The organism is Streptomyces iranensis (genome assembly GCF_017874715.1).
GTDB lineage: Bacteria > Actinomycetota > Actinomycetes > Streptomycetales > Streptomycetaceae > Streptomyces > Streptomyces iranensis.
The window spans coordinates 1-17,874 of sequence record NZ_JAGGLR010000024.1; the positions used below are offsets into that span (position 1 = coordinate 1).

Annotated in this window: 1 protein-coding gene; it reads left to right on the plus strand. The window is 72.7% G+C overall.

Translation table 11 applies throughout. The features are described 5' to 3' along the window. Window positions 1–30: 30 nt before the first annotated feature. Window positions 31–17,838 (plus strand): type I polyketide synthase, encoded by a 17,808-nt coding sequence (locus J2Z30_RS36115; protein WP_443732397.1) that lies wholly within the window; start codon window positions 31–33, stop codon window positions 17,836–17,838. Window positions 17,839–17,874 lie beyond the last annotated feature (36 nt).

Consider the following 17,874-nt stretch of genomic DNA (forward strand, 5'->3'; position numbering starts at 1 on the left):
CGGGCGCCGTCCATCGCCCTGGTCTCGAATGTGACGGGCGAGGCGGCGGACGCGGCCGAGGTGTGCTCGCCGGAGTACTGGGTGCGGCATGTGCGCGAGGCCGTGCGCTTCGCCGACGGCATGCGGGCACTCACCGCCCAGGGCGTCACCAGGTTCCTGGAGGTCGGCCCCGACGGTGTGCTGTCCGCGATGGCGCGGGACTGCCTGACGGGGGACCAGGCCGCGGCCTCGGCCGTGGTGCCGGTGCTGCGCAAGGACCGCCCCGAGACCCAGGCGCTGACGATGGCGCTGGCCGAACTCCACGTCCACGGAGCCTCGGTGGAGTGGGAGTCCGTCGTCGCCGGGCGCGGTGCGCGCATGGTGGAGCTGCCGACGTACGCCTTTCAGCGCGAGCGGTACTGGCCGGAGGTGTCCCTCTCCCTGAGCGGCTGGGACACGTCGGCCGCCGCGGACTCGGTGGACGCCCGGTTCTGGGAGGCGGTCGAGCGCGAGGATCTCGAAGCGCTCGCCGAGACGCTCGACGTCGACGGCGAGACGCCGCTGAGCGCGGTGCTGCCCGCGCTGTCCACGTACCACCGCAACCGGCGCGACCAGTCCACGATCGACAACTGGCGCTACCGGGTGGCGTGGAAGCCGGTTCCGGACGCGGCCGACGGGTCCCTGTCGGGGACGTGGCTGGTGGTGGTCCCCGCGTCCCGTACCGAGGACGAGCTGGTGGCGGAGGTCGTCACCGGGCTTGAGCGGCACGGCGCGGATGTGGTGTCGCTGGTGGCCGACGAGCGTGACCTGGACGCCGAGGCGCTGGGGGAGCGGCTGCGCGTGGCGATCGCCGACACGCCCGCACTGGGCGGCGTGTTGTCGCTGCTCGCCCTGGACGAGGAGCCCTGCCCGGGGCACCTCGCGCTCTCCAGTGGTCTCGCCCTGACGCTGACGCTGGTGCGGGCCATGGCGGACACCGGCGTCGAGGCTTCGCTGTGGTGCGCCACGCGCGGCGCCGTGTCGGTGGGCCGCTCCGAGCGGCTCAGCCACCCGGCGCAGGCGATGGTGTGGGCGCTGGGCCGAGTGGCCGCGCTGGAGCTGCCGCAGCTGTGGGGCGGTCTGGTCGACCTGCCCGAGTCCCTGGACGAGCGTGCGGCCGCGCGGCTGGCCGGTGTGCTGTCCGCCGAGGCCACCGAGGTCGCCGAAGACCAGGTGGCGGTGCGCGGTTCGGGAGTGTTCGCACGCCGGCTGACGCGGTCGGCCGCCCCCGCTGCCGATGGAACGGCGTGGCGGGCGCGTGGCACGGTGCTGGTGACCGGTGGTACGGGTGCGCTGGGCGGTCAGGTGGCCCGCTGGCTGGTGCGCGACGGTGCTGAGCATCTGGTGCTGACCAGCCGTCGTGGCATCGAGGCGCCGGGCGCGGCCGAGCTGCGTGAGGAGTTGGAGGCGCTGGGCGTCCGGGTGACCGTGGCGGCCTGCGATGTGGCCGACCGTGAGCAACTGGCCGCCGTACTGGACGCCGTGCCGGAGGAGCTTCCGCTGACGGCGGTGGTCCACGCGGCGGGCGCCAACGGGACCGGGCCGCTGGCCGAGACCGGGCTGGCCGACGCCGCCGCCGTGGTCTCCGGCAAGGTGGCGGGCGCCGTCAACCTGGATGAGCTGCTCGGCGACCGAGAGCTGGACGCGTTCGTGGTGTTCTCCTCGATCGCGGGTGTGTGGGGCAGTGGTGGCCAGGCCGCGTACGGTGCGGCCAACGCCTATCTGGACGCGCTGGTGGAGGACCGCCGTGCGCGGGGTCTCGCCGGAACGGCCGTGGCCTGGGGCCCCTGGGCCGAAGGCGGCATGGCGGCCGGAGACGAGGGCGACCAGCTGGCGCGCCGCGGTCTGCCCGCGATGGCGCCGGGCCTGGCGATCGCCGCTCTGCGGGGGGCGGTCGCGGGTGACGACGGTGTGGTGGCGGTCGCCGATGTGGACTGGGAGCGTTTCGCCCCCGCGTTCACGATCGGGCGGCCCAGCCCGCTCCTCGGCGATCTGCCCGAGGTCCAGCGGGCGCTGGCGAACGCCGGAAGCGCCGAAGGCACTTCGGCCGGCTCGGCACTGCGGGAGCGCCTCACGGGGCTCACCGAGGCCGAGATCGACCGGACCCTGCTCGACCTGGTGCGCGCCCACGCCGCCGCGGTCCTCGGCTTCGCGGGCGCGGACTCGGTGGAGCCCGCGCGGGCGTTCAAGGAGCTGGGTTTCGATTCGCTCACGGCGGTGGAGTTCCGTAACCGGCTGAACGTGGAGACCGGGCTGGTGCTTCCGGCCACGCTGGTCTTCGACTACCCCAGTGCCACGGTGCTGGCCGACCATCTGCGTGCCGAGGTGCTGGGGACGCGGGGTGCGGTGGCGGCGCCGTCGACGGTGGTGGCCCCGGCCGATGGTGACCCGATCGCGATCGTCGGGATGAGCTGCCGCTTCCCCGGCGGTGTCGGAAGCCCCGAAGACCTGTGGAACCTCGTGGCGGCCGGTACCGACGCCATCACGGACTTCCCCTCCGACCGTGGATGGGACGTCGAGGGGATGTACGACCCCGACCCGGAGCGGCTGGGCACGTTCTACGCCCGCGAGGGCGGGTTCCTCGACGGGGCGAGCGAGTTCGACGCCGCCTTCTTCGGGATCTCGCCGCGTGAGGCGCTCGCCATGGATCCGCAGCAGCGGCTGCTGCTGGAGACGTCCTGGGAGGCGTTCGAGCGGGCCGGTATCGACCCGGCCTCCGTGCGCGGCAACCAGATCGGCGTCTACGTCGGCGCCGCGACCTCCGGCTACGGCACCGGGCTGCACGAGATCCCCGAGGGGCTCGAAGGGCAGTTGCTGACCGGCAGCGCCACCTCCGTCGTCTCGGGCCGCATCTCCTACACGCTGGGTCTGGAGGGGCCCGCGCTGACGGTGGACACGGCGTGCTCGTCGTCGCTGGTCGCCCTGCACCAGGCCGCGCAGGCGCTGCGCCAGGGCGAGTGCTCCATGGCGCTCGCCGGTGGCGTCACCGTGATGACCAGCCCCGCCGCGTTCGTGGAGTTCAGCCGTCAGCGCGGGCTCGCCCCCGACGGCCGGTGCAAGCCGTTCGCGGACGCCGCGGACGGCACGGGCTGGTCCGAGGGCGTGGGCATGCTGCTCGTGGAGCGGCTGTCCGACGCCCGGCGCAACGGCCACGAGGTGCTGGCGATCGTGCGGGGCTCGGCGGTCAACCAGGACGGCGCGTCCAACGGTCTGACGGCCCCCAACGGCCCCTCGCAGCAGCGGGTCATCCGCCAGGCCCTCGCCAACGCCCAGCTCTCCGCCGCCGACGTCCAGGTGATCGAGGCACACGGCACCGGAACGACGCTGGGTGACCCGATCGAGGCCCAGGCACTGCTGGCCACCTACGGCCAGGAGCGCCCGGAGAACCTGCCGCTCTGGCTCGGATCGATCAAGTCGAACATCGGTCACACACAGGCCGCCGCCGGTGTCGCGGGCGTCATCAAGATGGTGATGGCCATGCGGCACGGCATGCTGCCGCAGACCCTGCACGTGGACCAGCCGTCACACGAAGTGGACTGGTCGGCGGGCGAGGTGCGGCTGCTGACCGAGGCCGCCGCGTGGCCCGAGACCGGACAGCCGCGCCGGGCCGGTGTCTCCGCGTTCGGTGTGAGCGGGACCAACGCGCACACCATCATCGAGCAGGCCCCCGTACCGGACGAGGCGGAGCCCGCCCCGGCGGCCCCCGCCGACGACCACGGCATCGCCCCCTGGGTGCTCTCCGCGCGGAGCCCGGAAGCCCTGCGCGACCAGGCCGAGCGGCTGCGCGCCCAGCTGTCCGAAGGGGCCGGGTCCGGCGTCCTGGACATCGCCGAATCGCTGGTCGCCACGCGGTCGGTGTTCGAGCACCGCGCGGTGCTGCTGGGCACCGACCGCGACACGTTGCTGCGCGGCCTGGAGACCGTCGCCGCGGGCGACGACGCCCCCGGCATCGTCCAGGGGCAGGCGGCCACGGCCGGAAAGACCGCGTTCCTGTTCACCGGTCAGGGTGCCCAACGCCTCGGCATGGGCCGGGAGTTGTACGAGGCGTTCCCGGTGTTCGCCCGTGCTCTGGACGAGGTGTGTGCGTATCTCGATGTGCTGCTGGACCGGCCGCTGCGGGATGTGATGTTCGCGGACGAGGGCAGTGCGGATGCCGAACTGCTCGACCGGACGGCCTTCACCCAGCCCGCCCTCTTCGCGGTCGAGGTGGCGCTGTTCCGGCTGCTGTCCGCGTGGGGTGTGGCACCGGATGTGGTGATCGGCCACTCCATCGGTGAGATCGCCGCCGCCCATGTGGCCGGGGTCTTCTCGCTGGAGGACGCCTGCACCCTGGTGGCCGCTCGTGGCCGTCTGATGCAGGCCCTGCCGGCCGGTGGCGCGATGGTCGCCATCGAGGCGTCCGAGGAGGAGATCGCGGCGTCGCTGGCCGGTCGTGAGGCCGAGCTGAGCATCGCCGCCGTCAACGGCCCGACCGCGGTGGTCATCGCGGGCGACGAGGCCGCGGCGCTGGAGATCGCCGGACAGTGGGCGGAGCAGGGCCGCAAGACCCGCCGCCTGCGGGTCAGCCACGCCTTCCACTCGCCGCACATGGACGCCATGCTGGACGGCTTCCGCGCCGTCGTCTCCGGCCTGTCCTTCCAGGCACCGTCCATCGCCTTCATCTCGAATGTCACGGGTGAGCAGGCCGGTGCCGAAGAGGTGTGCTCGCCGGAGTACTGGGTGCGCCATGTGCGGGAGACCGTCCGCTTCCGGGGCGGGGTGCGGGCGCTCGAAGCGCGGGGCGTCACCGCGTACATCGAGGTGGGCCCCGACGGCGTACTGTCCGCGCTGGCCCAGGACTGCCTGACCGAACCGGCCGACGACATCGCGGCCGATGGCACACCGGCCTCCCTGCTGGTTCCGGTGCTGCGCAAGGACCGCCCCGAGACGCAGGCGCTCGTCGCGGCCCTCGCCGAGACGCACGTCCACGGCGAAACCGTCGACTGGCGGGCCTTCTTCGCCGGGCGCGGCGCCCGCCGCGTGGACCTGCCGACCTACGCGTTCCAGCACCAGCGCTACTGGCTGGAGCCCGGCGCCTCCGCGGGAGACGCCGCCGCCTTCGGCCTCGACCCGGCCGACCACCCGTTGCTGGGCGGAGCCGTCCCCCTCGCGGGCGCCGACGGCCTGGTGTTCACCGGAACGCTCTCGCTGCACACCCAGCCCTGGCTGGCCGACCACGTCCTGCGCGGCGAGGCGGTCCTGGCCACCACGGCCCTCGTCGAACTGGCCATCCGCGCCGGTGACGAGGTCGGCCTCGGCCAGGTGGAAGAGCTCGTCATCCAGGCGCCGCTGGTCCTCCCCCGAGGGGGCGGCGTCCAGATCCAGCTCGTCCTCGGCGAGGAGGACGAGTCCGGCACCCGCTCGCTGGAGATGTACTCCCGGGTGGCCGAGCCGGAGGACGAGGACGAGTGGATCTGCCACGCCAGCGGTGTGCTCGCCCCGGAGCCGGACGACGCCGCGACCGCCGAACGGGCGGCGCGATTCGACTCCACCGCATGGCCCCCGCCCGGCGCCGAGCGCGTCGATGTGGACGGCCTGTATGAGCTGCTCGCGGCGGACGGCCTCGTCTACGGACCCTCGTTCCGTGGCCTCCGAGCCGTCTGGCAGCGCGACGACGAGGTCTTCGCCGAGGTCAGTCTGGCTGAGGAGTCCGTCGTGGACGCCCAGCGGTTCGGGCTGCACCCCGCCCTGCTGGACGCGGCGCTGCAACCGCTCGGCCTCGGAGTGCTGGACGGTGTGGGACGCGGTCGCGTCCTGTTCAGCCTGGCCGGGGTGTCGCTGTACGCCGCCGGTGCCTCCGCGCTGCGCGTCCGGCTCGCCCGCACCGGTCCGGAGACCCTCTCCCTGGCCGCGGTCGACGGGGCCGGCGAAGCCGTGCTCTCCGCCGATACGCTGACGCTGCGCCAGGTCGCCGCGGAGCAGGTGGAGGTCCCGGCGCCGGATGAGGCCGAGACCGCCACCTCAGCCGAGGCGGCCACCAACACCGCAGCCGAGGTGACCACCGACACTCCCGCCGAGGTGGCCACCGACACTCCCGCCGAGGTGGCCACGGAAACGCCTGCCGAGGAAACCCCCGCCAAGCCCGCCCGTCGGCGCAAGACCGCACGGCGGGCCGCCAAGCGGGGCGCCGGATCGGACTCCGGACCGCTCGCCGCGCTGCGGGAGCGGCTGACCGGGCTCTCCGAGCCCGAACAGGACCGGGTGCTGCTCGATGTGATTCGCACCCACGTCGCGGCGGTGCTCGGACACGCCTCCGCCGACGCGGTGCAGGGGTCGCAGGCGTTCAAGGACATCGGCTTCAGCTCGCTGACCGCCGTCGAATTCCGTAACCGGGTGAGCAAGGCCACGGGCCTGCGCCTTCCGGCGACCGCGGTGTTCGACTACCCGACCCCCGCCGAACTGGCGAAGTTCGCCCGTGCCGAGGTGCTCGGCGCGCGGACCGGAGCGCTGCGGCCGGTGCCGGTCGCGGTGGCGGGCAACGACGAGCCGATCGTGATCGTCGGGATGAGCTGCCGCTACCCCGGAGAGGTGGCCACCCCCGAGGACCTGTGGAACCTGGTCGCCGAGGGCCGGGACGGCATCTCCCCCTTCCCGACCGACCGCGGCTGGGATGTGGAGAACCTCTACGACCCGGACCCGGACGAGCCGGGCAAGTGCTACACGCAGGAAGGTGGCTTCCTGCACGGCGCCAGCCAGTTCGACCCGGCGTTCTTCGGGATCTCGCCGCGTGAGGCGCTGTCGATGGATCCGCAGCACCGACTGCTGCTGGAGACCTCGTGGGAGGCGCTGGAGCGGGCCGGTATCGACCCGGTCTCCGCGAAGGGCAGCCAGACCGGCGTCTTCGCGGGCGTGACCTACCAGGACTACGGCGGTGTCCTCGCCGGATCCCAGGAGAGCGTCGAGGGCTACATCGGCACCGGCGTCTCGCCCAGCGTGCTCTCCGGCCGTATCTCCTACACCCTGGGCCTGGAAGGGCCCGCCGTGACAGTGGACACCGCGTGCTCGTCGTCGCTGGTCGCCCTGCATCTGGCGTGGCAGGCGCTGCGCCAGGGCGAGTGCTCGCTGGCGCTCGCCGGCGGTGTGACGGTGATGTCCACACCGATGTCGCTGGTCGAGTTCAGCCGACAGCGCGCGCTCGCCTCCGACGGCCGCAGCAAGCCGTTCTCGGCCGCCGCGGACGGTGCCAGCTGGGCCGAGGGCGTCGGCATGCTCGTCCTCGAACGGCTGTCGGACGCCCGCCGCAACGGACACCCCATCCTCGCCGTGGTGCGGGGCAGCGCGGTGAACCAGGACGGTGCGTCCAACGGCCTGACGGCGCCCAACGGCCCCTCGCAGCAGCGGGTCATCCGCCAGGCGCTGGCCAACGCCCGCCTGTCGGCCGCCGAGGTCGACGCGGTGGAGGCGCACGGTACGGGCACCTCGCTGGGTGACCCGATCGAGGCGCAGGCGCTGCTGGCCACCTATGGCCAGGAGCGCCCCGAGGGCCAGCCGCTGTGGCTGGGCGCCATCAAGTCCAACATCGGCCATTCGCAGGCGGCCGCCGGCGTGGGTGGCGTCATCAAGATGGTGATGGCCATGCGCCACGGCGTGCTGCCGAAGACCCTGCACCTCGACGAGCCCTCGCCGCACGTCGATTGGACGGAGGGCGACGTCGAGCTGCTGGCCGAGGCCAGGCCGTGGCCGGAGACCGGGCATCCGCGACGCGCGGGTGTGTCGGCGTTCGGCATGAGCGGCACCAACGTGCACACCATCCTGGAGCAGGCTCCGGAGGCCGAGGCGGCCGAGACCGCCGAGGCCGAGGTGACCGACGGTCCGGTGGCGTGGATCGTGGCGGGCAAGAGCAACGACGCGGTGCGGGCCCAGGCGGACCGGCTGCGGGAGTTCGTGGCCGAGCACCCGGAGTTGCGTGCCGCCGATGTGGCCCACTCCCTGGCGACGACCAGGTCCGCGTTCCAGTACCGGGCCGCGGTGACCGGAACCGGCCGGGAGGAACTCCTGGAGCGCCTGGAGGCGGTGGCCGAGGGCGCGAAGGCACCGGGCGTGGTCCGCGCGAGCGCCGTCGAGGAGCCGGGCCGTTCGGTGTTCGTCTTCCCCGGCCAGGGTGCGCAGTGGATGGGCATGGCGGTGGGGCTGTTGGAGTCCTCGCCGGTGTTCGCTGAGGCGATAGCCGAGTGTGAGACGGCCCTGTCGGCGTACGTGGACTGGTCGCTCACCGAGGTGCTGCGTGGCGCGGAGGGCGCTCCGGGCTTTGACCGGGTGGATGTCGTTCAGCCGGTGTTGTTCGCGGTGATGGTGTCGCTGGCGAGGCTGTGGCGTTCGGTGGGCGTGGAGCCCGATGCGGTGATGGGCCACAGCCAGGGTGAGATCGCCGCGGCGTGTGTCGCGGGTGCGCTCTCGCTGCAGGACGCCGCGAAGGTGGTGACCCTGCGGTCGCAGGCCATCGCGGCCGGTCTGGCCGGTCGTGGTGGCATGGTGTCCGTCGGGCTGCCGGTCGACCAGGCCAGGGAGCGCATCGGCGCCTGGGACGGTGGAATATCCGTCGCGGCGGTCAACGGGCCCGGCTCGGTCGTGGTCTCGGGTGACCCGGGCGCGCTGGATGAGATGGTCGCGCGGTTGGAGGGCGAGGAGATCCGGGTCCGTCGGGTTCCGGTGGACTACGCCTCGCACTCGGCGCATGTGGAGGCGATTCGGGCGGAGTTGCTGGAGGTTCTGGGGGACCTGGAGCCGCGGGTGCCGGAGGTGCCGTTCTACTCGACGGTGTCCGGCGAGCTGGTGGACACCGCTGGTCTGGACGCCGAGTACTGGTACCGCAATCTGCGGCAGACGGTCGAGCTGGAGGCCACCACCCGTACTCTCCTCGACAACGGTCACGGTGTGTTCATCGAGGTGAGCCCGCATCCGGTCCTCACTCTCCCCGTTCAGCAGACCGTGGAGGCCGCCGAGGCGCAGGCCGTGGTCATCGGCACACTGCGCCGCGACGAAGGTGGCCTGGAGCGGTTCCTGACCTCGATCGCCGAGCTTCATGTCAACGGGGCCGACGTCGAGTGGCGGAAGGTGTTCGCCGCAAACGGGGCCCACCGGGTCGACCTGCCGACGTACGCCTTCCAGCGGCAGCGCTACTGGCCGCAGGCGGCCGAGGACGGCGGGTTCGGCAACGGCCCCGTGTCCGAGGCCGACGCGGTGGACGCCCGGTTCTGGGAGGCCGTGGAGCGCGAAGACCTGGAGGGGCTGGCACGGACGCTGGAGCTCGACGGGGAGGCGCCGCTGAGCGCGGTACTGCCCGCCCTGTCGTCGTACCGGCGAGGCAGGCGTGACCGCTCGACGGTCGACAACTGGCGCTACCGGATCAACTGGAAGCCCGTCATCGACCAGCCGTCGTCCGGCTCCGAGCCGGGGCAGGGCGCCCCGATCACCGGTACGTGGATGGTCGTCGTCCCGCCGGTCGACACCGCCCGCGAACTGGCCGAGCGCATCGCGCGGGACGTGGAACGTCACGGTGCCCGCATGGTGCGGGTCGACCTGGACGGGGCGGAGCCGGAGCGGTCGTCGCTGGTCGGACTCCTGCGGGCCGCGGCCCCCGGCACGCCGTCCGCGGACGGAGACGAGCAGGAGGGGACGCTCGCGATCGACGGAGTGCTCTCCCTGCTCGCGCTCGACGAGGAGGCACTCGCCGAACACCCGGGCATTCCGCGCGGCTTCGCCGGCACCGTGGCCCTGGTCCAGGCGCTCGCCGACATCGACATCGACGTGCCGCTGTGGCTCGCCACCACCGGAGCCGTGTCCGTGGGCCGCTCCGACCGGGTCGGCAGCGTCAAGCAGTCCCTGGTGTGGGGTCTGGGCCGAGTGGTCGGCCTGGAGTACGCACAGCGCTGGGGCGGTCTGGTCGACCTTCCCGAGTCGCCGGACGCGCTCGACGAGCGGGCGCTGAACCGCCTGGTCGGCCTGATCGGGCGCTCCGGTGACGAGGACCAGGTGGCGGTGCGCGCCTCCGGTGTCTTCGCCCGACGGCTCGTCCGGGCCCCCTTGGGCGACGCCCGGCCGGCCCGCGCCTGGGAGCCTCGCGGCAGCGTCCTGATCACCGGTGGTACCGGTGCGCTCGGTGGCCGTCTCGCCCGCTGGCTCGCCCGTGGCGGCGCCGAACACCTGGTGCTGACCAGCCGTCGCGGCCTGGAGGCCCCCGGCGCGGCCGAGTTGAGGGACGAGCTGACCGCTCTGGGCGCGCGGGTCACCGTCGCGGCGTGCGACGTCGCCGACCGTGGCGCGCTGCGGGAGCTCCTCGACGGGCTGCCCGCGGAGTACCCGCTGACCGGGGTGGTGCACGCGGCCGGTGTCCTGGACGACGGCCTCATCGACACCCTCACCGTCCCCAGGGCGCAGGGGGTCTTCCGGCCCAAGGTGGACGCCGTGGTGAACCTCCACGAGCTCACCCAGGATCTGGACCTGTCCGCGTTCATCCTCTTCTCCTCCTACGCCGGAACCGTCGGTGGTGCCGGTCAGGGCAGCTACGCCGCCGCGAACGCCTTCCTCGACGCCCTGGCGCAGCAGCGCCGGGCCCAGGGGCTGGCGGCCACCTCGGTGGCCTGGGGCGCCTGGGGCGGCGGCGGTCTGGTGGACGACGCCACCGCGGCCCAGCTGAAGCGGCGCGGTATGCCGCCGCTGGTGCCCGAACTCGCCGTCGACGCCCTTCAGCAGGCGCTCGACCACGACGAGGTGGACATCACCGTCGCCGATGTGGACTGGGAGCGCTACGCCCCCGGCTTCGCCTCGGCCCGGCCGCGTCCGCTGCTGAACGAACTGCCGGAGGTGCGGCAGGCCCTGGAGGCGGCGGAGGCCGAGCTGGGCGCGGCGCTCACCGGGCTGGCCGTGCGGCTCGAAGGGCTGTCGGCCGTCGAACGCGAGGCGGAGGTGCTCGACCTCGTCAGGTCCCACGCCGCCGAGGTGATCGGATACCCGAGCGCCGACGCGGTGGAGCCGGAGCGGGCCTTCCGGGACATCGGGTTCGACTCGCTGACCGCCGTGGAACTGCGCAACGGCCTCAGCGCGGCGGCGGGTGTGAACCTGCCGGTCACGATGGCCTTCGACTACCCGACGCCCACGGTGCTCGCCCGGTTCATCCTCGGCGAGGTGCTGGGCACCGCGCCCGCGCCGGCCGATGACCTGCCGGTGGTGACGGGCACGGTCGTGGACGACGACCCGATCGCGATCGTGTCGATGAGCTGCCGCTTCCCCGGCGGGGTGCGCACTCCGGAGGACCTGTGGCGACTGGTCTCCGAGGGCAGCGACGTGATCAACGCCTACCCAACCAACCGTGGCTGGGACCTGGACGACCTCTACGACCCGGACCCGGAGAACACGGGCACCAGCTATGCGAGCGGCGGCGGCTTCGTCTATGACGCCGACGAGTTCGACCCGGCGTTCTTCGGGATCGCCCCGCGCGAGGCGCTGACCATCGACCCCCAGCAGCGGCTGCTGCTGGAGACCTCCTGGGAGGCGTTCGAGCGGGCGGGCATCGACCCCACGTCGCTCAAGGGAAGCCGGACCGGCGTCTTCGCGGGAAGCAACGGCCAGGACTACATCGGCCTGCTGCTGACCGCCCCGGGCGGGCCCGACGGCTACCTCGGCACCGGCAACGCGGGCAGCGTCGTCTCGGGCCGTATCTCCTACACCTTCGGCCTCGAAGGACCGGCCGTCACGGTGGACACGGCGTGCTCCTCGTCCCTGGTGGCGCTGCACATGGCCGTGCAGTCGCTGCGTCAGGGCGAGTCCTCCCTGGCGCTGGCCGGCGGTGTCACGATCATGTCCACCCCGGGCTCGTTCGTGGACTTCAGCCGCCAGAAGGGGCTGTCGTCGGACGGGCGGTGCAAGGCGTTCGCGGCCTCGGCCGACGGCACGGGCTGGGGCGAGGGCGTCGGTATGCTGCTGCTCGAGCGGCTGTCCGACGCGCGGCGCAACGGCCACCCGGTGATGGCGATCGTGCGCGGCTCCGCCGTCAACCAGGACGGCGCCTCCAACGGTCTGACGGCGCCCAACGGCCCGTCGCAGCAGCGGGTGATCCGCCAGGCGCTGGCCAGCGCCGACCTCGCCGCCCACCAGGTGCAGGCGGTCGAGGCACACGGCACCGGCACCAGGCTCGGTGACCCGATCGAGGCGCAGGCGCTGCTGGCCACCTACGGCCAGGGGCGGCAGGACGGCCAGCCGCTGTGGCTTGGCTCCATCAAGTCCAACATCGGGCACACGCAGGCGGCCGCCGGTGTGGCCGGTGTCATCAAGATGGTGATGGCGATGCGTGAGGGCGTGCTGCCGCAGACGCTCCACGTCAATGAGCCCACGCCGCATGTGGACTGGACGGCGGGCGAGGTCCGGCTGCTGACCGCGCCGACCGCGTGGCCGGAGGACGGCGAGCCGCGCCGGGCGGGTATCTCCTCGTTCGGCATCAGCGGCACCAACGCCCACACCATCATCGAGCAGGCCCCGGAGCCGGAGGAGCCGGAGGCGGTGGAGCGGGTCCGTACGGACGACACCCCCTCGACCGGCTCGGAAACGCTCCCCTGGACGGTCGCCGGCAAGGGCGCCGAGGCGCTCCGCGCCCAGGCCCGGAGCCTGTACGACTATGTGGCGGCCCACCCCGGGCTCGACCTGAACGACGTGGGCCACTCGCTGGCGGCCACCCGGTCCGTCTTCGACCACCGCGCCGTGCTCATGAGCGGTGACCGGGACGGGCTGCTGAGCGGTCTGGACGCCATCGCCTCCGGTGCCACGGCCCCCGGAGTCATCCAGGGATCCGTGGGCACGGCCGGTAGGACGGCCTTCATGTTCTCGGGTCAGGGTGCGCAGCGTCCGGGCATGGGACGGGAGTTGTACGAGGCGTTCCCGGTGTTCGCCCGTGCTCTGGACGAGGTGTGTGCGTATCTCGATGTGCTGCTGGACCGGCCGCTGCGGGATGTGATGTTCGCGGCCGAGGGCAGTGCGGATGCCGAGTTGCTGGACCTGACGGCGTTCACCCAGCCCGCGCTGTTCGCGGTCGAGGTGGCGCTGTTCCGGCTGCTGGAGCACTGGGGTGTCACCCCGGATGTGCTGATCGGCCACTCGGTGGGCGAGGTGGCCGCGGCCCATGTGGCCGGGGTGCTCTCGCTGGAGGACGCGTGCGCGCTCATCGCGGCGCGCGGCCGTCTGATGCAGGCGCTGCCGGAGGGTGGCGCGATGGTGGCGGTGCAGGCCTCCGAGGCGGAAATCGCTCTGTCGCTGTCCGGTCGCGAGGCCGAGGTGAGCATCGCCGCGGTCAACGGCCCGACGGCCGTGGTCATCGCCGGTGACGAGGCCGCGGCGCTGGAGATCGCCGAGGACTGGGCCGGACAAGGCCGTAAGACCCGCCGGCTGCGGGTCAGCCACGCCTTCCACTCGCCCCGCATGGACGCGATGCTGGACGACTTCCGTGACGTCGTCTCCGGCCTGTCCTTCGAGGCACCGTCGATCTCGCTGGTCTCCAACCTCACGGGTGCGTCGGCGGGCGCGGCCGAGGTGTGCTCGCCGGAGTACTGGGTGCGGCATGTGCGGGAGGCGGTCCGGTTCGCCGACGGCGTACGGGCCCTGGAGAAGCTCGGGGTGACCTCGTTCCTGGAGGTCGGTCCCGACGGTGTGCTCACCGCGATGGCCCAGGACTGCCTGACGGCCGACGAGGCCGGAGACGCTCTCACCCTCGTCCCCGCGCTGCGCAAGAACCGCCCCGAGGCCCAGTCGCTGACCACGGCGCTGGCCGAACTCCACGTCCACGGCACCACCGTGAACTGGTCGACGGCGTTCGCCGGGCTCGACGTCCGGCGGGTGGAGCTGCCCACCTACGCCTTCCAGCGGCAGCGCTACTGGCCGAAGGCCGGCGGCCCCATGACCGGGGACATCTCCTCCGTCGGGCTCAGCTCTCCCAACCACCCGCTGCTGGGTGCCGGAGTCGAGCTCGCGGGCCGCGACGGATTCCTGTTCACCAGCAGGCTGTCGGTGCAGAGCCAGCCATGGCTGGCCGACCACGCGATCGCGGGCGCGGCCCTGTTCCCCGGGACCGGATTCCTCGAACTGGCCATCCGCGCCGCCGACCAGGTCGGCTGCGGCCGGGTCGAGGAGGTCACCCTCGCGACCCCGATGGTCCTGCCCGAGAACCAACCGGTCCAGGTGCAACTGTGGGTGGGTGACACCGACGAGACGGGCCATCGCTCGCTCAGCCTGTACTCCCGCCCGGCCGACGCGTCCTCGGACGAGCCGTGGACACAGCACGCGGCCGGTGCGCTGGCCCCGACCGGCCCCGAGCCGTCGTTCGACCTGGCCGCATGGCCCCCGGCGGACGCGGAAGCGCTGGACATCAGCGACTTCTACGAGCGCTTCGCCGCCTCCGGCTTCGCCTACGGCCCGGTGTTCCAGGGCCTGCGGGCCGCCTGGCGCTCCGGCGACGACGTCTACGTCGAGGTCGGGCTCGGTGAGGAGCACGCGTCGGACGCGGCCGACTTCGGCCTCCACCCGGCGCTGCTGGACGCCGCCGTGCAGGCGGTGACCTTCGTCGCCCTGGAGGACGTCGGCCTCTCCCGGCTCCCGTTCTCCTGGAGCGGGGTGTCGCTCCACGCCGGTGGCGCGTCCACGCTGCGGGTGCGGCTCACTCAACTGGGACCGGACTCCATCGCCCTCGCGGTGGCCGATGGAACCGGCCGCCCGGTGGCGTCGATCGAATCCCTCGTGCTGCGCCCGGTGTCGGTGGACCACATCGACACGGCCAGGACGTCGGCGTTCCGCGACTCGCTGTTCACGCTGGACTGGACCCCCGTACCGGCCATCGCCGCGGGCGAGGCGGAGGCGGCGCGGTGGGCCGTGGTGGGCACCGACCACTACGGACTGGCCGCCGGCGCGATCGCCGGAGCCGAGGTGACCGCCTACGCCGACCTCGACGCGCTGGGTGCAGCGATCGACGGTGGCGCCGCCGCCCCGGAGGCCGTACTGGTCTCCTACGCACCGGGCCTCGACGACGAGGCGGCCCAGGGCAGGCCCAAGAGCAAGGCGAAGAGCAAGGCCAAGGCCAAGGGCAAGAGCAGGGCCAAGCCGGGCCTGGAGCCGGCGGGCGCCATCCACGCGGTGACGCACCACACGCTCGGCATGATCCAGGGCTGGCTCGGCGACCGCAGGTTCGCCTCCTCCCGGCTGGTCTTCGTGACCTCGGGCGCCATGGCACCCGAGGAGCGCGACGAGACCCCGGACCTGATCCACGCGCCTCTGTGGGGCATGGTGCGGTCCGCGCAGTCGGAGAACCCGGACTGCTTCGTCCTGGTCGACCTGGACGAGGACGAGGCGTCCAAGGCGATGCTGCCCTCGGTGCTCGCCACCGACGAGCCGCAGGCCGTGGTCCGCGAGGGAACGGTGCTCGGCCAGCGCATGGCCCGGGTCTCCTCGGGCACCGCGCTGCTGCCGCCCGCCGGGGTGCGCGAATGGCGGCTGGACATGCACGCCAAGGGGACCTTGGAGAACCTGGCGCTGCTGCCCTGCCCCGACGCCACGGAGGAACTGGGCGCGACCGAGATCAGGGTGGCGCTGCGCGCCGCGGGCCTGAACTTCCGCGATGTGCTCAACGCCCTGGGGATGTACCCCGGGGAGGCCGGGCCGCTCGGTGGCGAGGGTGCCGGTGTGGTGACCGAGGTCGGCTCCGCGGTCAAGGACCTCGTGCCCGGCGACAAGGTGATGGGCATCTTCAGCGGGTCGTTCGGCCCGGTCGCCATCACCGACTCGCGCGTCGTCGCCCGGGTCCCGCGGGACTGGACGTTCGAGCAGGCCGCCTCCACCCCCATCGTGTTCCTGACCGCCTACTACGCCATGCGGGACCTGGCGGACCTGAAGAAGGGCCAGTCGGTGCTGGTGCACTCGGCGGCCGGTGGTGTGGGCATGGCCACGCTCCAGCTGGCACGGCACTTCGGGGCCGAGGTGTTCGGCACGGCGAGCGAGGGCAAGTGGGACACCCTGCGGTCGCTGGGCCTGGACGACGACCACATCGCGTCGTCGCGGACGCTGGACTTCGAGAAGCGCTTCCTCGATGTGACCGGCGGGCGCGGCATGGACGTGGTGCTCGACTCGCTGGCACGGGAGTTCGTGGACGCGGGTCTGCGACTGCTGCCGCGCGGCGGCTGGTTCCTGGAGATGGGCAAGACCGACATCAGGAACCCGGAAGAGGTGGCCGCCGAGTACAGCGGCGTCTCCTACCAGGCGTTCGACCTCATCGAGGCGGGTCCCGACCGCATTCACGAGATGTGGAACGACCTGATCTCGCTGTTCGAGCGCGGGGTGCTGCGGCCGCTGCCGGTGCGCACCTGGGATGTCCGCAGGGCGCCCGACGCCTTCCGGTTCATCAGCCAGGCCCGCCACACCGGCAAGGTGGCGCTGACCATGCCGAGGACGCTGGACGGTCCGGGCACGGTGCTGATCACGGGTGGTACGGGTGGTCTGGGTGCGCTGTTGGCCCGTCATCTGGTGGTGGAGCACGGTGTCCGGCGGTTGGTGTTGACGAGTCGTCGTGGTGTGGAGGCGCCGGGTGCGGCGGAGTTGGTGGCGGAGTTGGCGGGGCTGGGTGCCGAGGCGGCGGCGGTGGCGTGTGATGTCGCCGATCGTGCTTCGGTGGAGAGCCTGTTGAAGGGGATTGGTTCGGAGCGTCCGCTGTCGGCCGTGGTGCATGCGGCGGGTGTGCTGGATGACGGTGTGGTGGAGTCGCTGACGCCGGAGCGGGTGGACAGGGTGCTGCGTCCGAAGGTGGACGCGGCGCTGCACCTCCACGAGCTCACGCGCGATCTCGACCTCTCCGCCTTCATCCTGTTCTCCTCCGTCTCCGGTACCTTCGGCGGCGCCGGCCAGGCCAACTACGCGGCGGGCAACGCCTTCATGGACGCCCTGGCCCAGCACCGCAGGGCCGAAGGGCTCGCGGCCGCCTCGCTCGTCTGGGGTCCGTGGACACAGGACGGCGGTATGACCACCGAACTGGCCGACGCCGACGTCACCCGCATGACCAGGACCGGCATGGTCGCCCTCACCCCCGAGGCCGGGCTCGCGCTGTTCGACGCGACCCGCGATCTCGACGGGGCCGTCCTGGTGCCCATGACGATGGACATGGCCTCGGTGGGCGAGCCGGTGCCCGCGCTGCTGCGCGGACTGGTGCGGGCACCCGCCCGCAGGACCGCCGAGTCGGGCGCGGCGAGCACCACGGCCGACCCGGCCACCGCGCTCAAGCAGCACCTGGCCGGGAAGTCCGAGACGGAGCGCGAGCGCATCCTGGTGGACCTGGTGTGCGACCAGGTGGCCGTCGTCCTCGGCTACGCGTCGGGGCAGGCGATCGAACCCGGACACGCCTTCAAGGATCTGGGCTTCGACTCCCTGTCGGCCGTCGAGCTGCGCAACCGGCTCAACGCGATCACCGGAACGCGGCTGCCGGCGACCCTGGTGTTCGACTACCCGACACCGGCGTCGCTCGGGCGATTCCTGCGGGAGGAGGTCACCCCGGCGGACGGGCCCGCGACCGAGCCCGTCTTCGGAGAACTCGACCGGCTGGAATCCACCCTGTCGGCACTCGACTCCGACACGGAGACGCACGCCCAGATCATGGCGCGGCTCCAGGGTCTGGTGGCCAAGTGGTCCGCGGGCGGCACCGGGCAGGTGTCCGGCACCGCGACGGCGCCGGACGACGAGATGGACGACGACAGCGAGATCGAATCGGCCACCGCCGACGAGATCTTCAAACTCATCGACGACGAATTCGGAATGTCCTGACGTGGTGAGCTGGAACTCACAGAGTGTTTCAAGGGG